Origin of the sequence: Enterobacter cloacae complex sp. S2 (assembly GCF_015159675.1) — a bacterium.
GTDB lineage: Bacteria > Pseudomonadota > Gammaproteobacteria > Enterobacterales > Enterobacteriaceae > Enterobacter > Enterobacter intestinihominis.
This window is the reverse complement of the sequence record NZ_JADDTS010000054.1, coordinates 38,906-57,924: the sequence shown is the minus strand read 5'-3', so window position 1 is coordinate 57,924 and position 19,019 is coordinate 38,906. Positions and strand designations below refer to the sequence as shown.

The 19,019-nt window shown below is 53.9% G+C and carries 21 protein-coding genes; 12 read left to right on the top strand and 9 right to left on the bottom strand.

Annotation, left to right across the window (positions count from 1 at the left end):
• The first annotated feature begins 9 nt into the window (after nt 1-9).
• The 3 genes from astE to ves all read left to right on the top strand — a co-directional run bounded on the left by astE (nt 10) and on the right by ves (nt 2,532).
• Nucleotides 10-975 carry a succinylglutamate desuccinylase gene (gene astE / locus IPZ49_RS20985; RefSeq protein ID WP_063146072.1) on the top strand — a complete coding sequence of 322 codons (966 nt, stop codon included), beginning with the start codon at nt 10-12 and terminating at the stop codon, nt 973-975.
• Nucleotides 976-1,312: 337 nt separating this feature from the next.
• A complete protein-coding gene (gene spy, locus IPZ49_RS20980; RefSeq protein ID WP_022647814.1) occupies nt 1,313-1,807 on the top strand; it encodes an ATP-independent periplasmic protein-refolding chaperone Spy in 495 nt (164 codons plus the stop codon).
• 167 nt (nt 1,808-1,974) lie between these two features.
• Nucleotides 1,975-2,532: an environmental stress-induced protein Ves gene (gene ves, locus IPZ49_RS20975; protein ID WP_022647815.1), complete on the top strand. Its 558-nt coding sequence runs from the start codon at nt 1,975-1,977 to the stop codon at nt 2,530-2,532.
• Here ves and cho read toward each other — a convergent pair.
• Together cho and nadE are read right to left on the bottom strand one after the other, a co-directional pair.
• A complete protein-coding gene (gene cho, locus IPZ49_RS20970; RefSeq protein ID WP_032624399.1) occupies nt 2,510-3,388 on the bottom strand; it encodes an excinuclease Cho in 879 nt (292 codons plus the stop codon). The genes ves and cho overlap by 23 nt on opposite strands.
• Before the next feature lie 115 nt (nt 3,389-3,503).
• Nucleotides 3,504-4,331, bottom strand: coding sequence for an ammonia-dependent NAD(+) synthetase (gene nadE, locus IPZ49_RS20965; RefSeq protein WP_022647817.1), 828 nt, complete (start codon nt 4,329-4,331; stop codon nt 3,504-3,506).
• A 231-nt stretch (nt 4,332-4,562) separates the two neighbouring features.
• Between nadE and osmE the strand changes: the two genes are divergently transcribed.
• The 7 genes from osmE to chbG all read left to right on the top strand — a co-directional run bounded on the left by osmE (nt 4,563) and on the right by chbG (nt 10,414).
• Nucleotides 4,563-4,907, top strand: a complete 345-nt coding sequence (gene osmE, locus IPZ49_RS20960) for an osmotically-inducible lipoprotein OsmE (RefSeq protein WP_022647818.1) — start codon at nt 4,563-4,565, stop codon at nt 4,905-4,907.
• A gap of 275 nt (nt 4,908-5,182) precedes the next feature.
• Nucleotides 5,183-5,506 carry a PTS N,N'-diacetylchitobiose transporter subunit IIB gene (gene chbB / locus IPZ49_RS20955; RefSeq protein ID WP_225303350.1) on the top strand — a complete coding sequence of 108 codons (324 nt, stop codon included), beginning with the start codon at nt 5,183-5,185 and terminating at the stop codon, nt 5,504-5,506.
• 80 nt (nt 5,507-5,586) lie between these two features.
• A complete protein-coding gene (gene chbC / locus IPZ49_RS20950) occupies nt 5,587-6,945 on the top strand; it encodes a PTS N,N'-diacetylchitobiose transporter subunit IIC (protein ID WP_017384664.1) in 1,359 nt (452 codons plus the stop codon).
• A gap of 47 nt (nt 6,946-6,992) precedes the next feature.
• Nucleotides 6,993-7,340 (top strand): PTS N,N'-diacetylchitobiose transporter subunit IIA, encoded by a 348-nt coding sequence (chbA, locus tag IPZ49_RS20945; RefSeq protein ID WP_022647820.1) that lies wholly within the window; start codon nt 6,993-6,995, stop codon nt 7,338-7,340.
• Between the two features lie 2 nt (nt 7,341-7,342).
• Nucleotides 7,343-8,188, top strand: coding sequence for a transcriptional regulator ChbR (gene chbR / locus IPZ49_RS20940; RefSeq protein WP_255248587.1), 846 nt, complete (start codon nt 7,343-7,345; stop codon nt 8,186-8,188).
• A gap of 109 nt (nt 8,189-8,297) precedes the next feature.
• On the top strand, nt 8,298-9,653 hold the full coding sequence (locus IPZ49_RS20935) for a 6-phospho-beta-glucosidase (protein ID WP_022647822.1): 1,356 nt from the start codon (nt 8,298-8,300) through the stop codon (nt 9,651-9,653).
• A gap of 11 nt (nt 9,654-9,664) precedes the next feature.
• Nucleotides 9,665-10,414, top strand: a complete 750-nt coding sequence (gene chbG / locus IPZ49_RS20930) for a chitin disaccharide deacetylase (protein WP_058647213.1) — start codon at nt 9,665-9,667, stop codon at nt 10,412-10,414.
• Between the two features lie 92 nt (nt 10,415-10,506).
• Here chbG and katE read toward each other — a convergent pair whose 3' ends face one another.
• Nucleotides 10,507-12,756 (bottom strand): catalase HPII, encoded by a 2,250-nt coding sequence (gene katE / locus IPZ49_RS20925; RefSeq protein ID WP_023299905.1) that lies wholly within the window; start codon nt 12,754-12,756, stop codon nt 10,507-10,509.
• 201 nt (nt 12,757-12,957) lie between these two features.
• Here katE and cedA point away from each other — a divergent pair, with 201 nt between their 5' ends.
• Entirely contained in the window at nt 12,958-13,197 is a 240-nt protein-coding gene (cedA, locus tag IPZ49_RS20920) for a cell division activator CedA (protein ID WP_022647825.1), read from the top strand.
• Nucleotides 13,198-13,245: 48 nt separating this feature from the next.
• On the opposite strand, the gene tcyP is transcribed toward cedA, so the two are convergent.
• From tcyP to hxpB, 4 genes are all read right to left on the bottom strand, one after another.
• Nucleotides 13,246-14,637 (bottom strand): cystine/sulfocysteine:cation symporter, encoded by a 1,392-nt coding sequence (gene tcyP, locus IPZ49_RS20915; RefSeq protein ID WP_022647826.1) that lies wholly within the window; start codon nt 14,635-14,637, stop codon nt 13,246-13,248.
• A gap of 127 nt (nt 14,638-14,764) precedes the next feature.
• Nucleotides 14,765-15,355 carry a metal-dependent hydrolase gene (locus IPZ49_RS20910; protein ID WP_015570742.1) on the bottom strand — a complete coding sequence of 197 codons (591 nt, stop codon included), beginning with the start codon at nt 15,353-15,355 and terminating at the stop codon, nt 14,765-14,767.
• A gap of 95 nt (nt 15,356-15,450) precedes the next feature.
• Nucleotides 15,451-16,212 carry a 2-dehydro-3-deoxy-D-gluconate 5-dehydrogenase KduD gene (kduD, locus tag IPZ49_RS20905; protein WP_063146071.1) on the bottom strand — a complete coding sequence of 254 codons (762 nt, stop codon included), beginning with the start codon at nt 16,210-16,212 and terminating at the stop codon, nt 15,451-15,453.
• A 128-nt stretch (nt 16,213-16,340) separates the two neighbouring features.
• Entirely contained in the window at nt 16,341-17,012 is a 672-nt protein-coding gene (hxpB, locus tag IPZ49_RS20900) for a hexitol phosphatase HxpB (RefSeq protein WP_063146070.1), read from the bottom strand.
• 141 nt (nt 17,013-17,153) lie between these two features.
• Here hxpB and IPZ49_RS20895 point away from each other — a divergent pair, with 141 nt between their 5' ends.
• On the top strand, nt 17,154-17,690 hold the full coding sequence (locus IPZ49_RS20895; protein ID WP_015570741.1) for a YniB family protein: 537 nt from the start codon (nt 17,154-17,156) through the stop codon (nt 17,688-17,690).
• Nucleotides 17,691-17,722: 32 nt separating this feature from the next.
• Here the strand turns inward: IPZ49_RS20895 and IPZ49_RS20890 are convergent, their stop codons facing one another.
• On the bottom strand, nt 17,723-18,583 hold the full coding sequence (locus IPZ49_RS20890; RefSeq protein WP_048966333.1) for a fructosamine kinase family protein: 861 nt from the start codon (nt 18,581-18,583) through the stop codon (nt 17,723-17,725).
• Between the two features lie 105 nt (nt 18,584-18,688).
• Nucleotides 18,689-18,979 carry a type V toxin-antitoxin system endoribonuclease antitoxin GhoS gene (ghoS, locus tag IPZ49_RS20885; protein WP_003857822.1) on the bottom strand — a complete coding sequence of 97 codons (291 nt, stop codon included), beginning with the start codon at nt 18,977-18,979 and terminating at the stop codon, nt 18,689-18,691.
• Between the last annotated feature and the right edge of the window lie 40 nt (nt 18,980-19,019).

Genomic DNA, 19,019 nt, shown 5'->3' with positions numbered 1-19,019 from the left:
GGAGACGATATGGAAAACTTTCTGGCGCTGACGCTGGCTGAAGAGACACCGGAGCGGCACGAGGGGGAAGGCCCTTCGTTCCACTGGCGATGGCTGGGGCCGGGCGTGCTTGAACTGACGCCGACGTGGCAATATAACCTGTCGCTGCTGCTTTCTACCGGCATTCACGGGAATGAAACCGCGCCCGTGGAGATTGTCGATCTGTTGCTGCGCGCGCTGTATCGCGCAGAGATCACGCTGCACTGCCGTCTGCTGGTGGTACTGGGAAATCCGCCTGCGCTGGCGCAAAACAAACGGTATCTCGTGAGCGACATCAACCGAATGTTTGGTGGCCGCTGGGCGCAATTTCCACAGAGTGATGAAACGACACGTGCGCAATGGCTGGAGAAGGTGGTCACGGCGTTTTTTGCCGGGGCGGGGGAGACGCGCTGGCACCTCGATCTGCATACCGCCATCCGCGCCTCGTACCACGTACGTTTTGGCGTGTTACCGCAGCGCCATCAGCCGTGGGATGAGGCGTTTCTGACCTGGCTTGGCGACGCGGGACTGGAAGCGCTGGTTTTCCACCAGACGCCGGGCGGCACGTTTACCCACTTCACCTGCGAGAATTTCGGCGCGCTGTCCTGCACGCTGGAGCTGGGAAAAGCGCTGCCGTTCGGGCAAAACGACCTGACGCGTTTTGCCCCTACGCATCAGGCGCTTCGGGCGTTGCTCGCAGGGGTTGCGCCGGAACCCACCCGGGAACCTGTCGTGCGCTATCGGGTCGTACAGCAGATCACGCGTCAAAGTGAAGCTTTCCAGCTTCATATGGCGCCCCATACGCTGAACTTCACGCCGTTTCGCCAGGGCGTCCTGCTGGCGGAAGATGGTGAGACGCGCTATGCGGTACAGAACCCCACGGAATATGTTTTATTTCCTAACCCGTCAGTCGCGTTTGGTTTACGAGCCGGGTTGATGCTGGAAAAAATGCCCTGATCGTCTCCCCTCGCGCAGACCGGAGGGGAAACGAAGAATTAATTTCTTAACGTTAAAAGCGCTCTGGAAGTGTTTGCGGAATATTCCTGGAGAATTGCTTTATTATTAAACGGCACTTCGCTATACTCCTCCACAATCTCTTTAAAATCATCCTGTTGAATATTTTTGTTTCATCTCTCCACGCTTTTTCCTTAATTTCTCCATAATTGGCGAAAACGTGTTTTTTATACTTTCATTGTTTTACCGTTGCTCTGACTAATTGACGATAAACCCCGTAAAGTTAATCTCGTCAACACGGCATAGCGCCGAAGAATAACTGAAAGTAAGGAAAGACATTATGCGTAAATTAACTGCACTGTTTGTTGCCTCTACCCTGGCTCTGGGCGCTACCAGCATGGCGTTCGCCGCCGATACCGCGACCACTACCGCCGCGCCGGCAGAAGGCAAAATGATGATGCATCATAAAGGCAAGCCGGGTATGCATCATGAGATGATGATGTTTAAAGATCTGAACCTGACCGATGCGCAGAAGCAGCAGATCCGCGACATCAGGAAAAGTCAGCGTGACCAGATGAAACGTCCTCCGCTGGAAGAGCGCCGCGCGATGCATGACATCATTGCCAGCGACAGCTTCGACAAAGCAAAAGCAGAAGCGCAGATCGACAAAATGGCCGAGCAGCATAAAGCGCGCATGCTGGCCCACATGGAAACCCAGAACAAGATTTACAACATTCTGACGCCGGAACAGAAAAAGCAATTTAATGCCAATTTTGAGAAGCGTCTGACAGAACGTGCAGCGCCGGAAGGTAAAATGCCTGCACCAGCCGAATAATCGGTTCACTCTCTTAAGACCGCCGGGCTCCTGTCTACACAAGCGAAAACGCTGTGGACAGGACCGGCGGTTTTTCTTTTGCCCCATGCCTAAGGTCTGGCCTTACCGTTGCCGATAATACGTCTGTGAAAATGCCCTGGCGCACGGTGCGTCCTTCAGGAGTGGTCATGGAATTCTTTGATATCCGTAAAATACCCGTCAGTCTCTGGCGTAACGGCGCGGGCGAGACGCGTGAGATTTGCTGTTTCCCTCCCGCGACGCGGGATTTTTCCTGGCGGGCCAGCATCGCCTCCATCGCCAGTAACGGCGAATTCTCCGCGTTTCCGGGCGTTGACCGGGTGATTACGCTGCTGGAAGGCGGCGAGGTGACGCTGGATGCGGGGAGGGCGTTTTGCCATACCCTGAAACACCATCAGCCTTACGGCTTTGCGGGCGATTTGACGGTGAAAGCCGTGCTCACGGAGGGGCAGATGTCGATGGATTTCAATGTCATGACCCGACGGGAGCACTGCCAGGCAAAAGTGCGCGTTGCTACCCGAACGTTCACTACCTTCGCATCACGCGGTGGCGTGGCGTTCGTATTAAGCGGCGCCTGGCAACTGGGCGATAAATTACTGACCGCCGATCAGGGCGCCAGCTGGCAAGAGGGCAGCCATACCCTCCGTCTACTGGAAACGAAGGGGTCGCTGCTGTTCAGTGAAATTACCTGGCTGCCGGGTCATTGAGCATGACTATCTCATATTTACCGGTTAACAGCGGCTTACAGAGAATTTTGTAGCCATCCTGATCGAACCCGGCAGGTGTGCGCAGCAGGGCGGCAGCGTCATCCAGACTTTCAACCGCGCCAAGCCAGAGCCAGTTGCGGATGACGTGATAGTGCGTCATCGCATCGCGGGTCTCTTTCAACGCCACCGCGCCTTCCCACGGCCAGCAGTTGACGCTGATTGAGGCCAGGCCAGCCATAAACCGGGCATGATGTTCTTCAACGCTCTCTTTTCCACAACACGCCCCGGCGCAGCGTTTCAACGCGGAGCGGAAACAGGCGCGACCGCGGGTAGTCGCTTCCAGTCCTAACAGGCCGTAACAAAGCTGTAATTCATCAGCAAGGGATTGCAGAGTTTGCAGTGCGGCACGTTTGTTGGCAAACAGACCGTAAAGATTCGGTTCATGCGAAAAATCCACTTCCCGGGCATAAACGACCTGCGGTTTTCCCGCGTTAACCTGCAAGGAACACAGCTGGCGGTTGCGGCGCAGGCGTTTGTTAAACAGCGGCTGCTGTTCCTTGATGAGCCGGGCTTCGAGCAGAAGCGCGCCCAGTTCACCTGCCGTCTCGATCCAGGTGATCCGCCGGGACTGTCTGAGCATCGATGCTTCGTCCGGCGTACGCAGGTGCGACATCACCCGACTGCGGATATTTACGCTTTTGCCGATATAGAGCGGCATGGTGTCGCTGTCGCCGTGGAAGAAATAGACGCCAGGCTGTTTAGGCAGCGCCTCAAGCCAGGGGCGAAGATGCTCGGGATATTCGTAGATAGCCGCCGCTTCAAACTCAAGACGCGGGGCGGATTGACGCCTGCTCACATACTGCTCCATATACTGTTCAGGCATACAGTGTAGCAGGTGTTTGGTGGTTAAAAAAGAGCCGGGTGGCGGCTACGCCTTACCCGGCCTGCAAAACTGAGTTACCGTTTTGCTTTTACTTTTTCCAGAAATCATCAAACACCGTAATGGGTGGACGGCGTTTGTGCTCGGTTTTCAGATACCAGCCTTCAATAATTTTTGCGGTACCTTCGTCGAGCGTTTTGCCTTCCAGATAATCATCGATGTTGTCATAGGTCACACCCAGCGCGGCTTCATCCGGCAGGGAAGGGCGATCGTCTTCCAGGTCTGCCGTTGGCGCCTTCTTATACAGGTGCTCCGGGCAGCCCAACGCCGCCAGCAGTTGCTTACCCTGACGCTTGTTCAGGCGGAAGAGGGGGTTGATGTCCGTGCCGCCATCGCCGTATTTGGTGAAGAAACCGGTGATGGCTTCCGCGGCGTGGTCGGTGCCGACGACGACCCCTTTGGTCATCCCTGCGATACTGTACTGCGCTTTCATGCGCTCACGGGCTTTCTCGTTGCCACGAACAAAATCGCTCAGTTCAATACCGGCTTCACGCAAGGCCTGCTCGCTTGCCAGTACCGAACCTTTGATGTTTACGGTAAGAACACGGTCCGGCTGAATAAAGGCGATCGCATCCTGACAGTCCTGCTCGTCGGCCTGCACGCCATACGGCAGACGTACGGCAATAAATTGCAGTGCGGTGTCACCGGTCTCGTCACGCAGCTCGGTGATGGCCATCTGGCTTAGTTTACCGGCCAGAGTGGAGTCCTGACCGCCGCTGATACCCAGTACCAGCGTCTTCAGGAAAGGGTGTGCGGACAGGTAAGCTTTCAAAAAATCAACGCTACGACGGATCTCTTCATTGGCATTAATCGCAGGTTTCGCGCCCAGCGCCTGAATAATTTCTTGTTGCAGAGCCATTACGCCCTCCCTATGCAGAACCAAACAGAAAGTGTGATCTGTTAAAACTAACCCTTTGTCGGGGAAACGACAAGGATCACAGTTTTGAGTGTACTGTTTTACAGCGATTTAGCAGCTTATCGTTGTTTTATTAGAATTTTCCGAAATTCGTCTGGCGTAACTCGCAAAGTTGAACAATAGTAATTTTTATCCCATGCTTAGTTAACACGCTGATAAACAAGAGGACGGAATATGAACAAGAACGTAGCAGGAATTTTAAGCGCAGCGGCGGTACTGACTATGCTGGCTGGGTGTACAGCTTACGATCGCACCACAGATCAGTTCACACAGCCAGTGGTAAAAGACGTCAAAAAAGGCATGACGCGTTCCCAGGTTGCAGCCATTGCCGGTAAACCTTCTTCAGAAGTCACTATGATCCACGCGCGTGGCACCTGCCAGACCTATATTCTGGGTCAACGTAATGGTAAGGCAGAAACCTACTTTGTCGCCCTGGATGATACCGGTCACGTGATCAATTCGGGTTACCAGACCTGCGCTGAATACGACACTGATCCACAGGCACCTAAGGCGCAGTAACCGCGCTTGCCTGAAAGTGTTAACAAACCGGCCTGATGGCCGGTTTTTTTATGCATACGTAAATCTTATTTCTTAGCGCGAAATATTTGCCTGAAATGTGAAGGTAGTCAACAAGCCAGGTCAATGAGAGACAATTTGAGTCTATCCAGAATTATCCCCTCCCTGTACCATTGCGTATACTCACTTCAACGACAAACAATGTTCAGCACACTGCCCGTCAGCCAGGATAGCGAGTCGAGTGATAGCGCGACGGCGGTCAGACCAATAAGAGGGAAATTATCATGGAAAAGAAACATATCTACTTGTTCTGCTCTGCGGGCATGTCCACTTCGCTGCTGGTTTCAAAAATGCGCGCGCAGGCCGAAAAATATGAAGTCCCTGTGGTGATTGAGGCGTTTCCGGAAACGCTGGCGGGCGAAAAGGGCCAGACAGCAGATGTAATTTTACTCGGGCCACAAATCGCTTATATGCTGCCAGAAATTCAACGTTTGCTCCCTAATAAGCCGGTCGAAGTGATCGATTCCGTTTTATACGGCAAGATTGATGGTTTAGGTGTATTAAAAGCTGCTGTTGCGGCGATTAAAAAAGCTGCTAATTAATTTTTTATTTTTCCCGTCAAAGAGTTATTTCACACACAATACGCCGTAACGGTCGTTGCGGCATTTAAGGGTATTTTCCTATGAGTAAAGTCATCGCTTCACTTGAAAAGGTACTCCTTCCTTTTGCTGTTAAAATAGGAAAGCAGCCTCACGTTAATGCCATTAAGAACGGCTTTATTAAATTAATGCCGTTGACATTAGCCGGGGCAATGTTCGTTTTAATTAACAACGTTTTTCTCAGCTTTGGAGAAGGTTCCTTTTTTTATTCATTAGGAATTAGGTTAGATGCTTCCACTATTGAAACCCTTAATGGTTTAAAAGCCATTGGCGGCAACGTATACAACGGTACGTTGGGTATTATGTCGCTAATGGCGCCTTTCTTTATTGGAATGGCGCTGGCGGAAGAGCGTAAAGTGGATCCGCTGGCGGCGGGCTTACTGTCCATTGCCGCGTTTATGACCGTCACGCCGTACAGCGTGGGCGACGCTTACGCCGTGGGCGCCAACTGGCTGGGTGGAGCAAACATCATTTCCGGTATTATTATCGGACTGGTGGTGGCCGAAATGTTCACCTTTATTATTCGCCGCAACTGGGTTATCCGCTTGCCGGATAGCGTTCCGGCCTCCGTTTCTCGTTCATTTTCCGCGTTGATACCGGGCTTCATTATTCTCTCCATCATGGGGATTATTGCCTGGGCGCTCTCTCACTGGGGGACTAACTTCCACCAGATCATTATGGACTCTATCTCAACGCCGCTGGCGTCGATGGGTAGCGTGGTCGGTTGGGCGTATGTCATCTTTACCTCCCTGCTGTGGTTCTTCGGCGTGCATGGTTCACTGGCACTGGCGGCGCTGGACAGCGGTATTATGACCCCGTGGGCACTGGAAAACGTCGCGCTTTACCAGCAGTACGGCTCCGTCGATGCGGCGCTGGCGGCCGGTAAAACCTTCCATGTGTGGGCGAAGCCGATGCTTGACTCCTATATCTTCCTGGGCGGTACCGGGGCGACGCTGGGTCTGATCATCGCGGTCTTTATTGTCTCTCGCCGCGCCGACCATCGTCAGGTTGCGAAGCTGGCCCTGCCGTCAGGCATCTTCCAGATTAACGAGCCGATCCTGTTTGGTCTGCCAATTATCATGAACCCGGTGATGTTCATTCCATTCATCCTGGTTCAGCCGCTGCTGGCCGCGATTACGCTGACGGCGTATTACCTGGGCATTATCCCGCCGGTGACCAACATTGCGCCGTGGACGATGCCAGCTGGTCTGGGCGCGTTCTTCAACACCAACGGTAGCGTGGCCGCCTTCCTGCTGGCGATATTCAACCTCGGGATTGCAACCCTGCTCTACATGCCGTTCGTGGCGATTGCGAACAAGGCTGCAACGGTTATCGATGAAGAAGAGAGCGAAGAGGATATCGCCCTCGCACTGAAATTCTAAAATTGCACGGCGCGGGGCAACCCGCGCCAGCGTAAAGGAGCTTAAAGATGTTAGATTTAGAGAGTATCGTTGCCGAAGAAACCGCAGTGAACGATCTGGAAGAGGTGGTGATGGGGCTCATCATCAATTCCGGGCAGGCGCGAAGCCTGGCGTATGCGGCGCTTAAGCAGGCTAAGCAGGGCGATTTTGTTGCCGCGAAAACCATGATGGAGCAGTCCCGTACGGCGTTAAACGAAGCGCATCTGGTGCAGACGAAACTCATCGAAAGCGACCAGGGCGAAGGAAAGATGAAAGTGAGTCTGGTGCTGGTACATGCGCAGGATCACCTGATGACCTCCATGCTGGCGCGCGAGATGGTAGCGGAGCTCATCGAGCTTCACGAGAAGATGCAGTAAGTCTGAACAGGCACCAGGAGGTCAGCACGATGGAAATCAAAACCGCACATGAGCAGCAGCTGTTTAATGGCAAGAATTTTCACGTGGTGATTTACAACAAAACGGAGAGCGCCAGCGGTCTGCACCAGCATGACTACTACGAGTTCACGATTGTTCTGACCGGCCGCTACTATCAGGAGATTAACGGTAAGCGCGTCCTGCTTGAGCGTGGCGATTTCGTCTTCCTGCCGATGGGGTCCTATCACCAGAGCTTTTATGAGTTTGGTGCGACGCGCATTCTTAACGTAGGGGTGAGCAGACGTTTCTTCGAGAAGCACTATCTGCCGCTGGTTCCGTTCTGCTTTGTGGCGTCACAGGTGTATCGCGTTAAAAATGAGTTTATGACCTGGATTGAAACGGTTATCGCCTCGCTGAATTTCCGCGACAATGAATTTGATGAATTTATTGAAACCGTGACGTTCTACGTCATGAACCGTCTTCGCCATCACCGTGAAGAACAGCAGGTGGTGGATGATATTCCTCAGTGGCTGCGCAGTACCGTGGAGCTGATGCACGACAAAGGACAGTTCAGCGATAACGCCCTGGAAAACATGGTGGCGCTGTCGGGTAAATCGCAGGAATATTTAACGCGCGCCACGCAGCGCTATTACCGTAAAACGCCTGTTCAAATTATTAATGAAATCCGCATCAATTTTGCCAAAAAACAGCTGGAAATTACTAACTACTCTGTCACCGATATCGCTTACGAATCGGGTTACAGCAGCCCCAGCCTGTTTATTAAAACCTTTAAGAAAATGACTTCATTCACACCGAACAGTTACCGCAAAAATTTAACGGTAATTAATTAACTTTCGGCGGTTTATCCGCCAGGAATATTGACGTAATGGCTTGCCCAAATAGCGGGAAGAGTACGCTATACCTTGCAGGCGATTACCCTGATAAGCTAAGGGAGAGTTTATGCAAAAGAAATTAAAAGTCGTAACCATTGGTGGCGGAAGCAGCTATACCCCGGAATTACTTGAAGGTTTCCTGAAACGTTATCATGAATTACCGGTCAGCGAATTATGGCTGGTGGATGTTGAAGAAGGTCAGGAGAAGCTAAATATTATTTTTGAACTGTGCAAACGCATGGTTGAAAAAGCGGGCGTGCCTTTAACCGTGCATAAAACGCTGGATCGCCGCCTGGCGCTGAAAGATGCTGACTTCGTGACCACCCAGCTGCGCGTCGGCCAGCTGAAGGCGCGTGAGCTGGACGAGCGTATTCCGCTGAGCCACGGTTATCTGGGCCAGGAAACCAACGGGGCAGGTGGCCTGTTTAAAGGTCTGCGTACTATTCCGGTCATTTTTGACATCATTAAAGACGTGGAGGAGATCTGCCCGAACGCGTGGGTGATTAACTTTACCAACCCGGCCGGGATGGTCACCGAGGCAGTCTATCGTCACACCGGTTTCAAACGCTTTATCGGCGTCTGCAATATTCCGATCGGCATGAAGATGTTCATCCGCGATGTGCTGGCGCTAACCGATAACGATGAATTGTCCATTGACCTGTTCGGCCTGAACCACATGGTCTTTATCAAAGATGTGATTGTGAACGGGCAATCGCGCTTTGCGGAGCTGCTTGATGGCGTTGCCTCTGGTCGCCTGACCGCGGCCTCGGTGAAAAACATCTTCGATCTGCCGTTCAGCGAAGGGCTGATCCGCTCCCTGAATCTGCTGCCGTGCTCGTATCTGCTTTACTACTTCAAGCAGAAAGAGATGCTGGCGATTGAAATGGGCGAATACTACAAAGGTGGCGCACGCGCTCAGGTTGTACAGAAAGTAGAGAAGCAGCTTTTTGATTTGTATAAAGATCCGAACCTGAACGTCAAACCGAAAGAGCTTGAGCAGCGCGGTGGGGCATACTATTCAGATGCCGCGTGTGAAGTGATCAACGCCATTTACAATGACAAGCAGGCCGAGCACTATGTGAACGTTCCGCATCATGGGCACATCGACAATATCCCGGCAGACTGGGCCGTGGAGATGACCTGCATCCTTGGGCGCGAGGGTGCAAAACCGCATCCCCGCATTACCCACTTCGACGATAAGGTGATGGGCCTGATTCACACCATCAAAGGCTTTGAAGTGGCGGCGAGCAATGCGGCCCTGAGCGGCGAGCTGAATGACGTGCTGCTGGCGCTGAACCTGAGCCCGCTGGTGCATTCTGACCGTGACGCTGAAAAACTCGCGAGTGAGATGATCCTGGCGCATGAGAAATGGCTGCCAAACTTTGCTGCAACGGTTGAGAAACTGAAACTCACACACCGTTAAGAGGAGGCGCGATGGAAAACCTGCTGATCGTCAATGCCGATGATTTCGGCCTGTCAAAAGGGCAGAACTACGGCATTATCGAAGCCTGTCGCCGGGGCGTCGTGACCTCTACAACAGCGCTCATCAACGGTGAGGCGGTGGAACATGCGGCGCAGTTAAGCCGTGAGCTGCCCGAACTGGGCGTGGGCATGCACTTTGTGCTGACGCTTGGGTTGCCCCTTTCACCGATGCCGGGGCTGACGCGCGACGGGCAACTGGGTAAATGGATTTGGGAAATGGCGGAGCAGGACGCTTTGCCGCTTGATGAGATTGTCCGCGAGCTGGACTGCCAGTTTAACCGCTTTGTGGATGTGTTTGGCCGCGAGCCCACCCATATCGACAGTCATCATCATGTGCATATGATCCCGGCGATTTTCCCGCTTGTGGCAGAATTTGCCAAACGTAAAGGCGTGGCGATGCGCGTGGATCGGGAGGTGCGCGGACTGCCGGACGTTGCGGTGACGTCAACGGAGGGGTTCAGCAGCGCATTTTATGGCGACGATATCGACGAAGCGCTGTTCCTGAAGGTGCTGGATGCCTCCGCCGCAAAAGGGGAGCGCTCGCTTGAGGTAATGGCGCATCCGGCGTTTGTCGATAACATCGTACGTAAGAGCGCCTACTGCTGGCCGCGTCTGGCGGAACTGGACGTGCTAACGTCGGCGTCGTTGAAGTATGCGATTGCCGAGCGTGGGTATCGTCTGGGGACGTTCAGGGATTTGTGAGCAAAATAAAGCCCGGGGACGGCTTCGCCTTACCGGGCCTACAACATCAGTCGAAATATAGGCCGGGTAAGCGTAGCGCCACCCGGTTTTTTTTACGCCGGTATCTGGTCAATCTTGCTGCTGCGCGACCACACGCGGTGCGCGGCGAGCAGGTCAAACAGCCGGGTCATAAACGCATCGTCAATGTTATCACCTTCGACAATGCCTTCTTCCCCTTGATCCGGTACCTTCAGCAGCGATTTAAACTTCCGCGCATCGCCTGCGAGGGCGATTGGCTTCAGGTGCTTATAGGCTTCCAGCAGATAATAGGCGGCATCACCGTTACCGAGCAGACTCTCAACGTCGCCGCACGGCATAATCACCGCATCAACCGTCAGGGACGGTGCCCCGGCGAAGGTCGCGGCAATCGGCAGGACGGAGCCATCATCGGCCGTCACTTCACCCATGCGTGAGTAAAGCAGTTTGGCATGTACGCCCTGAGTCTTGAGCGCCCTCATGATCCCCAGCACGTCGCTGGCGCGCGGTTTATCGTTCAGCAGGATAGCCACTACGCGGCCTTTGATCGTCCCGCCAGGTACCGCGTACAGGCTCAGGGACGGATCCTTCTTAAGCCCGTTCACGTCTTTAGGCGGTGCAGCATGGCATTGCTCGTCAGTCAGCGTAATGCCGAGATTATTCGCCACGCCCTGAGCAAGCTGGATATCAATATGCGCCAGATGGTCGACCACGCGCTCGCGAATGTAGGTACGCACCACTTTGCTCAGCTCGAAGCTGAAGCCGCCGATAATGTGCTGCTGTTCGATCGGGGTCTGGCTGTTCCAGAACAGGCGAGGCTGAGCGTAATATTCGCCGAATGACGGGCTGCGCTCGCGAATTTTTGTTCCGTCCACGCGCTCCTGATACGACTCGAATCCGCCACGTTTTGGCCCCGGCGGGGTTTCACGCGGCCAGTTATCGTTAATGGAGTTCGGCTCGTAGTTCGCCGGGTTGGTATCGATATCCTGGCGATGCATCCCGTCACGCTGGAAGTTATGGTACGGACAGGTCGGACGGTTGATTGGGAGCTCATGGAAGTTAGGTCCACCAAGACGGCTGATCTGCGTATCGGTGTAAGAGAACAGACGACCCTGCAGCAGCGGATCGTTGGTGAAGTCCAGCCCCGGCACAATATGGCCCGGGTGGAACGCTGCCTGCTCATTTTCCGCGAAGAAGTTATCCGGGTTGCGGTTAAGCACCATTTTACCCACCAGCTGAACCGGCACCAACTCTTCAGGAATAAGCTTGGTCGGGTCGAGCAGGTCGAAGTCGAATTTGAACTCGTCTTCTTCCGGGATCAGCTGTAACCCCAGCTCGTATTCCGGGAAATCACCGGCTTCAATGGATTCCCACAGTTCGCGACGGTGGAAGTCCGGATCGCGTCCGGTCAGCTTCTGCGCTTCATCCCACACCAGCGACGCTTTCCCCGCGACCGGTTTCCAGTGGAAACGCACAAACGTCGCTTTACCTTCAGCGTTAATCAGACGGAAGGTATGAATACCAAAGCCTTCCATGGTGCGATAGCTGCGCGGGATCCCCCGGTCAGACATCGCCCACATCACGTTGTGAAGGGTTTCCGGTTGCAGGGAGACGTAGTCCCAGAATGTGTCATGCGCACTTTGTCCCTGCGGTATGGCCCAGTGTGGTTCTGGTTTTACCGCATGGACAAAGTCAGGGAACTTATGCGCGTCCTGTATGAAGAAAACCGGGGTGTTATTCCCGACGAGGTCGAAAATGCCCTCTTCGGTATAGAATTTGGTGGCGAAGCCGCGGATATCACGCACCGTGTCGGCCGAACCCGCGCCGCCCTGTACGGTAGAGAAACGCACAAACACCGGTGTGATTTTGTTCGGATCGGAAAGGAAATCTGCTTTGGTGATCTCCTTCAGGCTCTTGTACGGCTGGAAATAGCCGTGCGCCGCGGAGCCGCGAGCGTGGACGATACGCTCAGGGATACGCTCATGGTCGAAATGGGTGATTTTTTCGCGCAGGATGAAATCTTCCAGCAGCGTCGGGCCGCGCGTTCCGGCGCGCAGGGAGTTCTGATCATCGGCAATGCGAACGCCCTGGTTCGTGGTCAGCGCATGGCCTTCACCGCCCTTGCGGTGAGGATCGAGCGATTTCAGCTTTTCGTTTTCCGTTTCCGGGGCTTTCATGCTGCCCGGGGCGGTAGGCTGTTCACCCGGTGCGGAAGGACCCGGTGATGGTTTGTGTGAGCCGTCGGCTGGGGCAAGTGAGTCCATTCCCGGTTGAGATTCTTCAGTCCCATGAATGGGTGACTGATGTGGTTTATCATTGTTCGACATTGCACGCTTCTCCTTTGTTCATTCCTAAAAACCCTATTAAGGATAGAACAATGTTAAGAATTAGCAGGCGAACGAAGCGTTTTCAGATATTGATTAGCGAAAGGAGCCATCTGCGATACGTCAGGCGCGACGGGCGGGGGGAGAATCGGCTATGATAGAAATTTCCTGCTTTAAGAATTTGCTTTAGTGAACCCGTCGCTTATGAAACCTCTTCGTCAACAAAACCGCCAGGTTATTAGCTATGTACCCCGCGTTGAGCCCGCGCCGCCAGACCATGCCCTGAAGGTGGATGGTTTTCGCGATGTCTGGATGCTGCGGGGTAAATACGTTGCCTTCGTGCTGATTGGCGAGCACTTCCGTCGCTCCCCTGCGTTTACGGTGCCGGAATCGGCGCAGCGATGGGCAATGCAGACCCGCCAGGATGAAGAGGTTGAAGAATAACAGCCATAAAAAAACCGCCCGATGGCGGTTTTTTTATTTCAGCAGTTATTAACGATGTGCCAGTTCGGCATCATCTTCACTGTCGAGAATCGTTTTGTCGGTCTGCTTCAGCCACTGGCTGGTCAGGGTACCGGCGGTCATTGAACCACTCACGTTCAACGCGGTACGACCCATATCGATCAGTGGTTCAACAGAGATCAGCAGGGCAACCAGCGTTACCGGCAGCCCCAGCGCAGGCAGAACGATCAGCGCAGCGAAGGTCGCGCCGCCGCCCACGCCCGCAACACCGGCGGAGCTAATGGTCACGATACCGACCAGCGTCGCAATCCAGACCGGATCCAGCGGGTTAATACCCACGGTTGGGGCAACCATCACGGCCAGCATCGCCGGGTAGAGACCCGCACAGCCGTTCTGCCCGATGGTGGCGCCAAAGGAGGCCGAGAAGCTGGCGATAGACTCGGGTACGCCCAGACGACGTGTCTGTGCTTCCACGTTCAGCGGAATCGATGCCGCGCTGGAACGGCTGGTGAAGGCGAAGGTCAGCACCGGCCAGACTTTGCGGAAATATTTCAGCGGGCCAACGCCGTTCACCGCCAGCAGGATGCCGTGCACAACAAACATGATGCCCAGACCGAGGTACGAGGCAATCACAAAGCTGCCAAGCTTGATGATGTCTTGCAGGTTAGAACCTGCCACGACTTTGGTCATCAGCGCCAGGACACCGTACGGCGTCAGCTGCATGACCAGACGCACCAGCTTCATTACCCAGCTTTGCAGGGTATCGATGGCAGTCAGAACCCGCTCGCCTTTCGGCGCATCGTCCTTCAGCAGCTTCAGCGCAGCCACGCCCAGGAACGCAGCGAAGATCACTACGCTGATAATGGAGGTTGGGCTTGCACCGGTCAGGTCAGCAAACGGGTTTTTCGGAATGAAGGAGAGCACCATCTGCGGAACGGTCAGATCGGCCACTTTACCCACGTAGTTGGTCTCAATCGCCGTCAGACGCGCGGTTTCAGCGCTACCCTGCACCAGACCTTCAGCAGTCAGGCCAAACAGATTGGTAACCAGCACACCCACCAGCGCCGCAATCAGCGTTGTGAAGAGCAGGGTGCCAATGGTCAGGAAACTGATTTTACCCAGTTGAGAAGCATTATGCAGGCGGGCTACGGCGCTCAGAATTGAGGCGAATACCAGCGGCATAACGATCATTTGCAGCAGCTGTACATAGCCGTTACCGACAATGTTGAACCACTGAATGGAATCTTTCAGTACCGGGCTGTCGGAGCCGTAAATAGCGTGTAAGGCCAGGCCAAACACCACGCCCATGACAAGACCAACCAGTACCTTTTTCGCCAGGCTCCACTGTTTGTGGCGAGCCTGGGCGAGAAGCAATAGCAATACGACGAACACAACAATGTTCGCGATGAGTGGAAAATTCATCCCCGTTCTCCTGATTTATTATACGGTCGGTTTTTACCGAACCTGTTGGCGCAAGGTTATCAGAAGTGTGATGTAGCGCTTATATCCATATGGAATGGTTTATGACAAAAGTGATTATATTGTCGGTTTAATGTTCAATCTGGTGATTAATAAAACGATTGAACTGAAATTGCAGCGAGTTGATCATCTGCGATGACCAGCGCACTGCACCATTTTCGGGCAATGTCTGCGGCATCCAGACGGCATAGGCAAACAGCGCCATGCACAGAACGCGCTCCAGCTGGTTGCCTTTTTGCGGCACGAGGATTGGCAGGCGGAAACGCCAGCGGCAGGGCCAGAGCAGCGGAACGCCCGCTGGCGTCAGCATATCGGCGAGGATATGGCTTAAGTAGCCGAGCACCATGCCCTGAATGGCATCCGCCGGGACTATCCAACTCTCGGGAACCTTCAAATAGAAGAGTGTAAGCAGGCCAAATACGGCCAGCAGGCTGTGGGTAAAACCTCGATGACCAAAGGCTCTGGCGATGGGTTTTGAAATCCACTTCAGCCGCTGACCAAGGAATGATTTTGGATGGTCGATGTCCGGCAGCAGGCAGGTCAGCACGGCAGAAGGGACAATATGCCACCAGTCCCCCTGGGCCAGCACAGGGGTCAGTTCAGCGTTTTTAGCAAACACTGCACAGGCAAGTGAAAAAAGCAGGTGGCCTTCCGCCGTCATGATAAAACCCGGTAAACTGTCAATCCATACAGTATAGGGTTTTTATACAGTGTGTGAAAGAGGTGACGGTGTAACTCTTTGTCACAAACCGGCGGTTAGCGCGCCAGCCAGCCACCGTCTACGGCAAGGGTATGGCCGTTAACGTAATCCGACGCCGCCGAGGCCAGAAACACCACCGGACCCTGTAAATCCTCCGGAAGTCCCCAGCGGCCCGCCGGAATACGGTCGAGGATCGCCTGGCTGCGCTGCTCATCATCGCGAAGTTGTTGGGTGTTATTTGTCGCCATATAACCCGGCGCGATAGCGTTCACGTTAATACCTAGCGGCGCCCATTCGTTTGCCAGCAGGCGGGTGAGCCCGAGGACGCCGCTTTTCGAAGCCGTATAGGACGGCACCCGAATGCCGCCCTGGAAGGAGAGCATGGAGGCAATGTTAATAATCTTGCCGCCCTGACCCTGCACGATAAACTGTTTCGCTACTGCCTGAGAGAGGAAAAAGACCGATTTCAGATTGAGATCGATGACCTCGTCCCAGTCCTTCTCGCTAAATTCCAGCGCATCGCACCGACGAATGGTGCCGGCATTATTAACCAGAATATCGATGCGGCCCATCTCTGTGATGGCGGTATCCACGACGCTCTGAATACTCTCATGCTTGCCGAGATCGGCGCGAATTGCGATAAAGCGCCGTCCCAGCGCCGTGACGCGCGCTGCCGTTTCGTCAGGAACCTTGCGGTTTACCCCCACGATATCGCATCCTGCCTGGGCGAGGGCAATGGCCATGCCTTGCCCCAGACCGGTATCGCACCCGGTCACCATCGCCACTTTTCCTGCCAGAGTAAAAGCATCCACTATCATACGCGCCTCAGAAGTCAGGTTATTGTCATTCTGCACGTAAGGATAGGAGTCTGGAATGAGAAAAGCAAATAAAGTAAAACGTTGTTTTGATTTTGTGATACAGGCAGCCGAAGCTGCCTGAAAGAGCGTTACTCTCCGCGCAGATGGCGGGCAGTCAATTCTTCAAGAGACGTCAGCCTGACATCCGCGAGGGCAAAGCGGGGATCGTGTCGGCCTTCTTCAGCCGGCACAACGATGGAGCGCATACGTGCGGCTTTGGACGCCACCATGCCGTTAACCGAATCTTCCAGCGCCACACAGGTAAGCGGATCCAGCCCCAGTTTCGCGGCGCAGTCCATATACACCTGCGGATGTGGCTTGCTGTAAGGAAGCTTTTCGGCCGAGGCCAGCGCGTCGAAGCTGTCGCGCAGCCCGAACATCGTCAGCACTTTTTCCAGCATATGCAGAGGTGAGGCAGAGGCAAGCCCCACTTTCAGCCCTTGCGCCTTGCACAGGGCGATAGCGTCGCGTACGCCCGGTAACAGAGGCTTATTCTCTTCTACAAGGGAGATAGCACGGTTGATAATGCGCGCCGTAACTTCGTCGCGATCCGGGCCAACCCATGGCTGGTGGGCATACCAAAGGTCAACCACCATATCGATGCGCAGCCCCAGGGTATCGGGAAGCTCATTACGACGACTGATATCGGCGCCGAGGCTGGCCATCACGTCCAGTTCAGCCCGATCCCACAGGGGTTCGGAATCAATCAACAATCCATCCATGTCAAAAATAGCGGCAAGTATCTGGCACGGTGTCGACATTACAACATCTCCTTATCTTGGGGGTAAGACGAACGGTGCTAAGCACAAGCAATTTAGCATATTGCATTCAAAGATCGGGCGAAAATGACCGACAGCAGGTAGACTTAGGCACAAATAACGCGTCTTTATGAAGAGGAACTAATGACGTATCAACAAGCTGGACGCATCGCAGTCTTAAAACGTATTGCTGGTTGGGTTATTTTCATTCCCGCCCTGATTTCAACGCTGATCTCCGTACTTAAATTTATGTACGATCACAGCGAAAAACAGCCGGGCATTAATGCCGTCATGCTCGATTTTGCCCACGTCATGATTGAGATGATGCGGTTTAACACCCCATTCCTGAACGTCTTCTGGTTCAACTCGCCCACCCCGGATTTTCACCACCAGCTGAATGTCGGGTTCTGGATAATCTATGCGTTGATCTTTATCGCGATGGCGTTGCAGGCCTCCGGCGCGCGCATGAGCCGCCAGACCCGCTTTTTACGCGAAGGGGTAGAAGATCAGCTGATACTTGAGAAGGCGAAAGGCCCTGACGGGATGAGCCGCGAGCAGATCGAATCGCGCATTGTCGTTCCGCGTCATACCATTTTTGTGCAGTTTTTCCCGCTCTATATCCTGCCGGTTATTATCATTGTGGCCGGGTATTTCTTCTTTACGCTGCTCGGCTTCCTGTAATGTCAAAGGGGGCGAATTGCCGCCCCCTCCCGCTATGCCGCCAGGATACGGTCCAGCGCCCGCTGGGCATTCAAAAGATGACTCCCGCCAAACAAAATCGCCCGGTTTAGCAAGGTGTACAGCTGATAAACCGGCTGACGTTCAAGGAAACCCGCAGGTAACGGCGAGACAGACTGATAGCCATCATAAATTTGCGGCGGCTGTTCAGGGTGCAACGGCAGCATCGCCAGGTCACATTCTCTGTCGCCCCAGTAGCAGGCCGGGTCAAATATATAGGGACCATCAGGCCCAAGCGCGCAGTTGTTCGACCATAAATCACCGTGCAGAAGGGAAGCCTGAGGCTGATGCGAAGCCAGACGCTGCTGAATGTGTTCAACAATCGCGTCGATGTTGCCGAACGCTAGTCCCTTTTCAGCGGCCAGCTCCAGCTGCCAGCCTATGCGCTGCTCGGCGAAAAAAGTCGACCAGCGGCGTTGCCACGCGTTTGGCTGTGGGGTGGTAGAGAGGTCGTTATCGAAATCGAGCCCAAACTGAGGTTGATCGCTCCACTGGTGCAAACGGGCGATCTGTTGGCCGAGAATAAAGGCGTTGTGCGCATCCAGAGGGCGCGCCGGAAGATAGTTCATCACCAGAAAGCTGTAGTCACGATCGCTGCCAACGGCTAAAACCTGTGGAACGTTGACTGTTTTACTGCGCGATAACAACTCAAGCTGATCGGCTTCGGCCGTAAAAATGGGGAGCAATTCGCGCTCATCACATTTCACGAAGAGATCGCGCCCGGCGTAACGTAAATGCCATGCGGCATGGATCTCTCCGCCTGGCAGTTCGTTACGCAGTTCAATTTCACCTTCACCCAGTTGCTCACTTAAAAGATGACTGATAGCCTGCCACATGATGTCTCTCCCATGTTGTCTGCCAGATCATAAAGTTAGCGCAAAACGGCTATAAAAAAACAGGAACTAACGCACAACTGAGCGGTTTAATTTTGTACAGGGCACTTATTGTTCTTTTTTATGCCAGTTTTCCCAGCTATCCACATCAATTTCCGTGGCTTTGTCAGTCACGCTTTCCACCAGGCTACTGGCCAGCGCCTTCACCTCCTCCTGACTCAGCGGGCTTATCAGGCCAAAGGCCAGCGAGCCGAGATCGTGAATATTGCCCTCATCGTCCGTCAGCGTGAGCAGAAAATTCGCCCGCGTGAAAGCGTTGTTGAGTTCATTCAGTTCGGTCAGCGATGCTTCATGAATATTGACGGTTACGACGTAGCGGGTGATATCACCACTGCTCATAATTCACCTCGTTGTTATCCTGAAAGTTTTCTTAGCATAG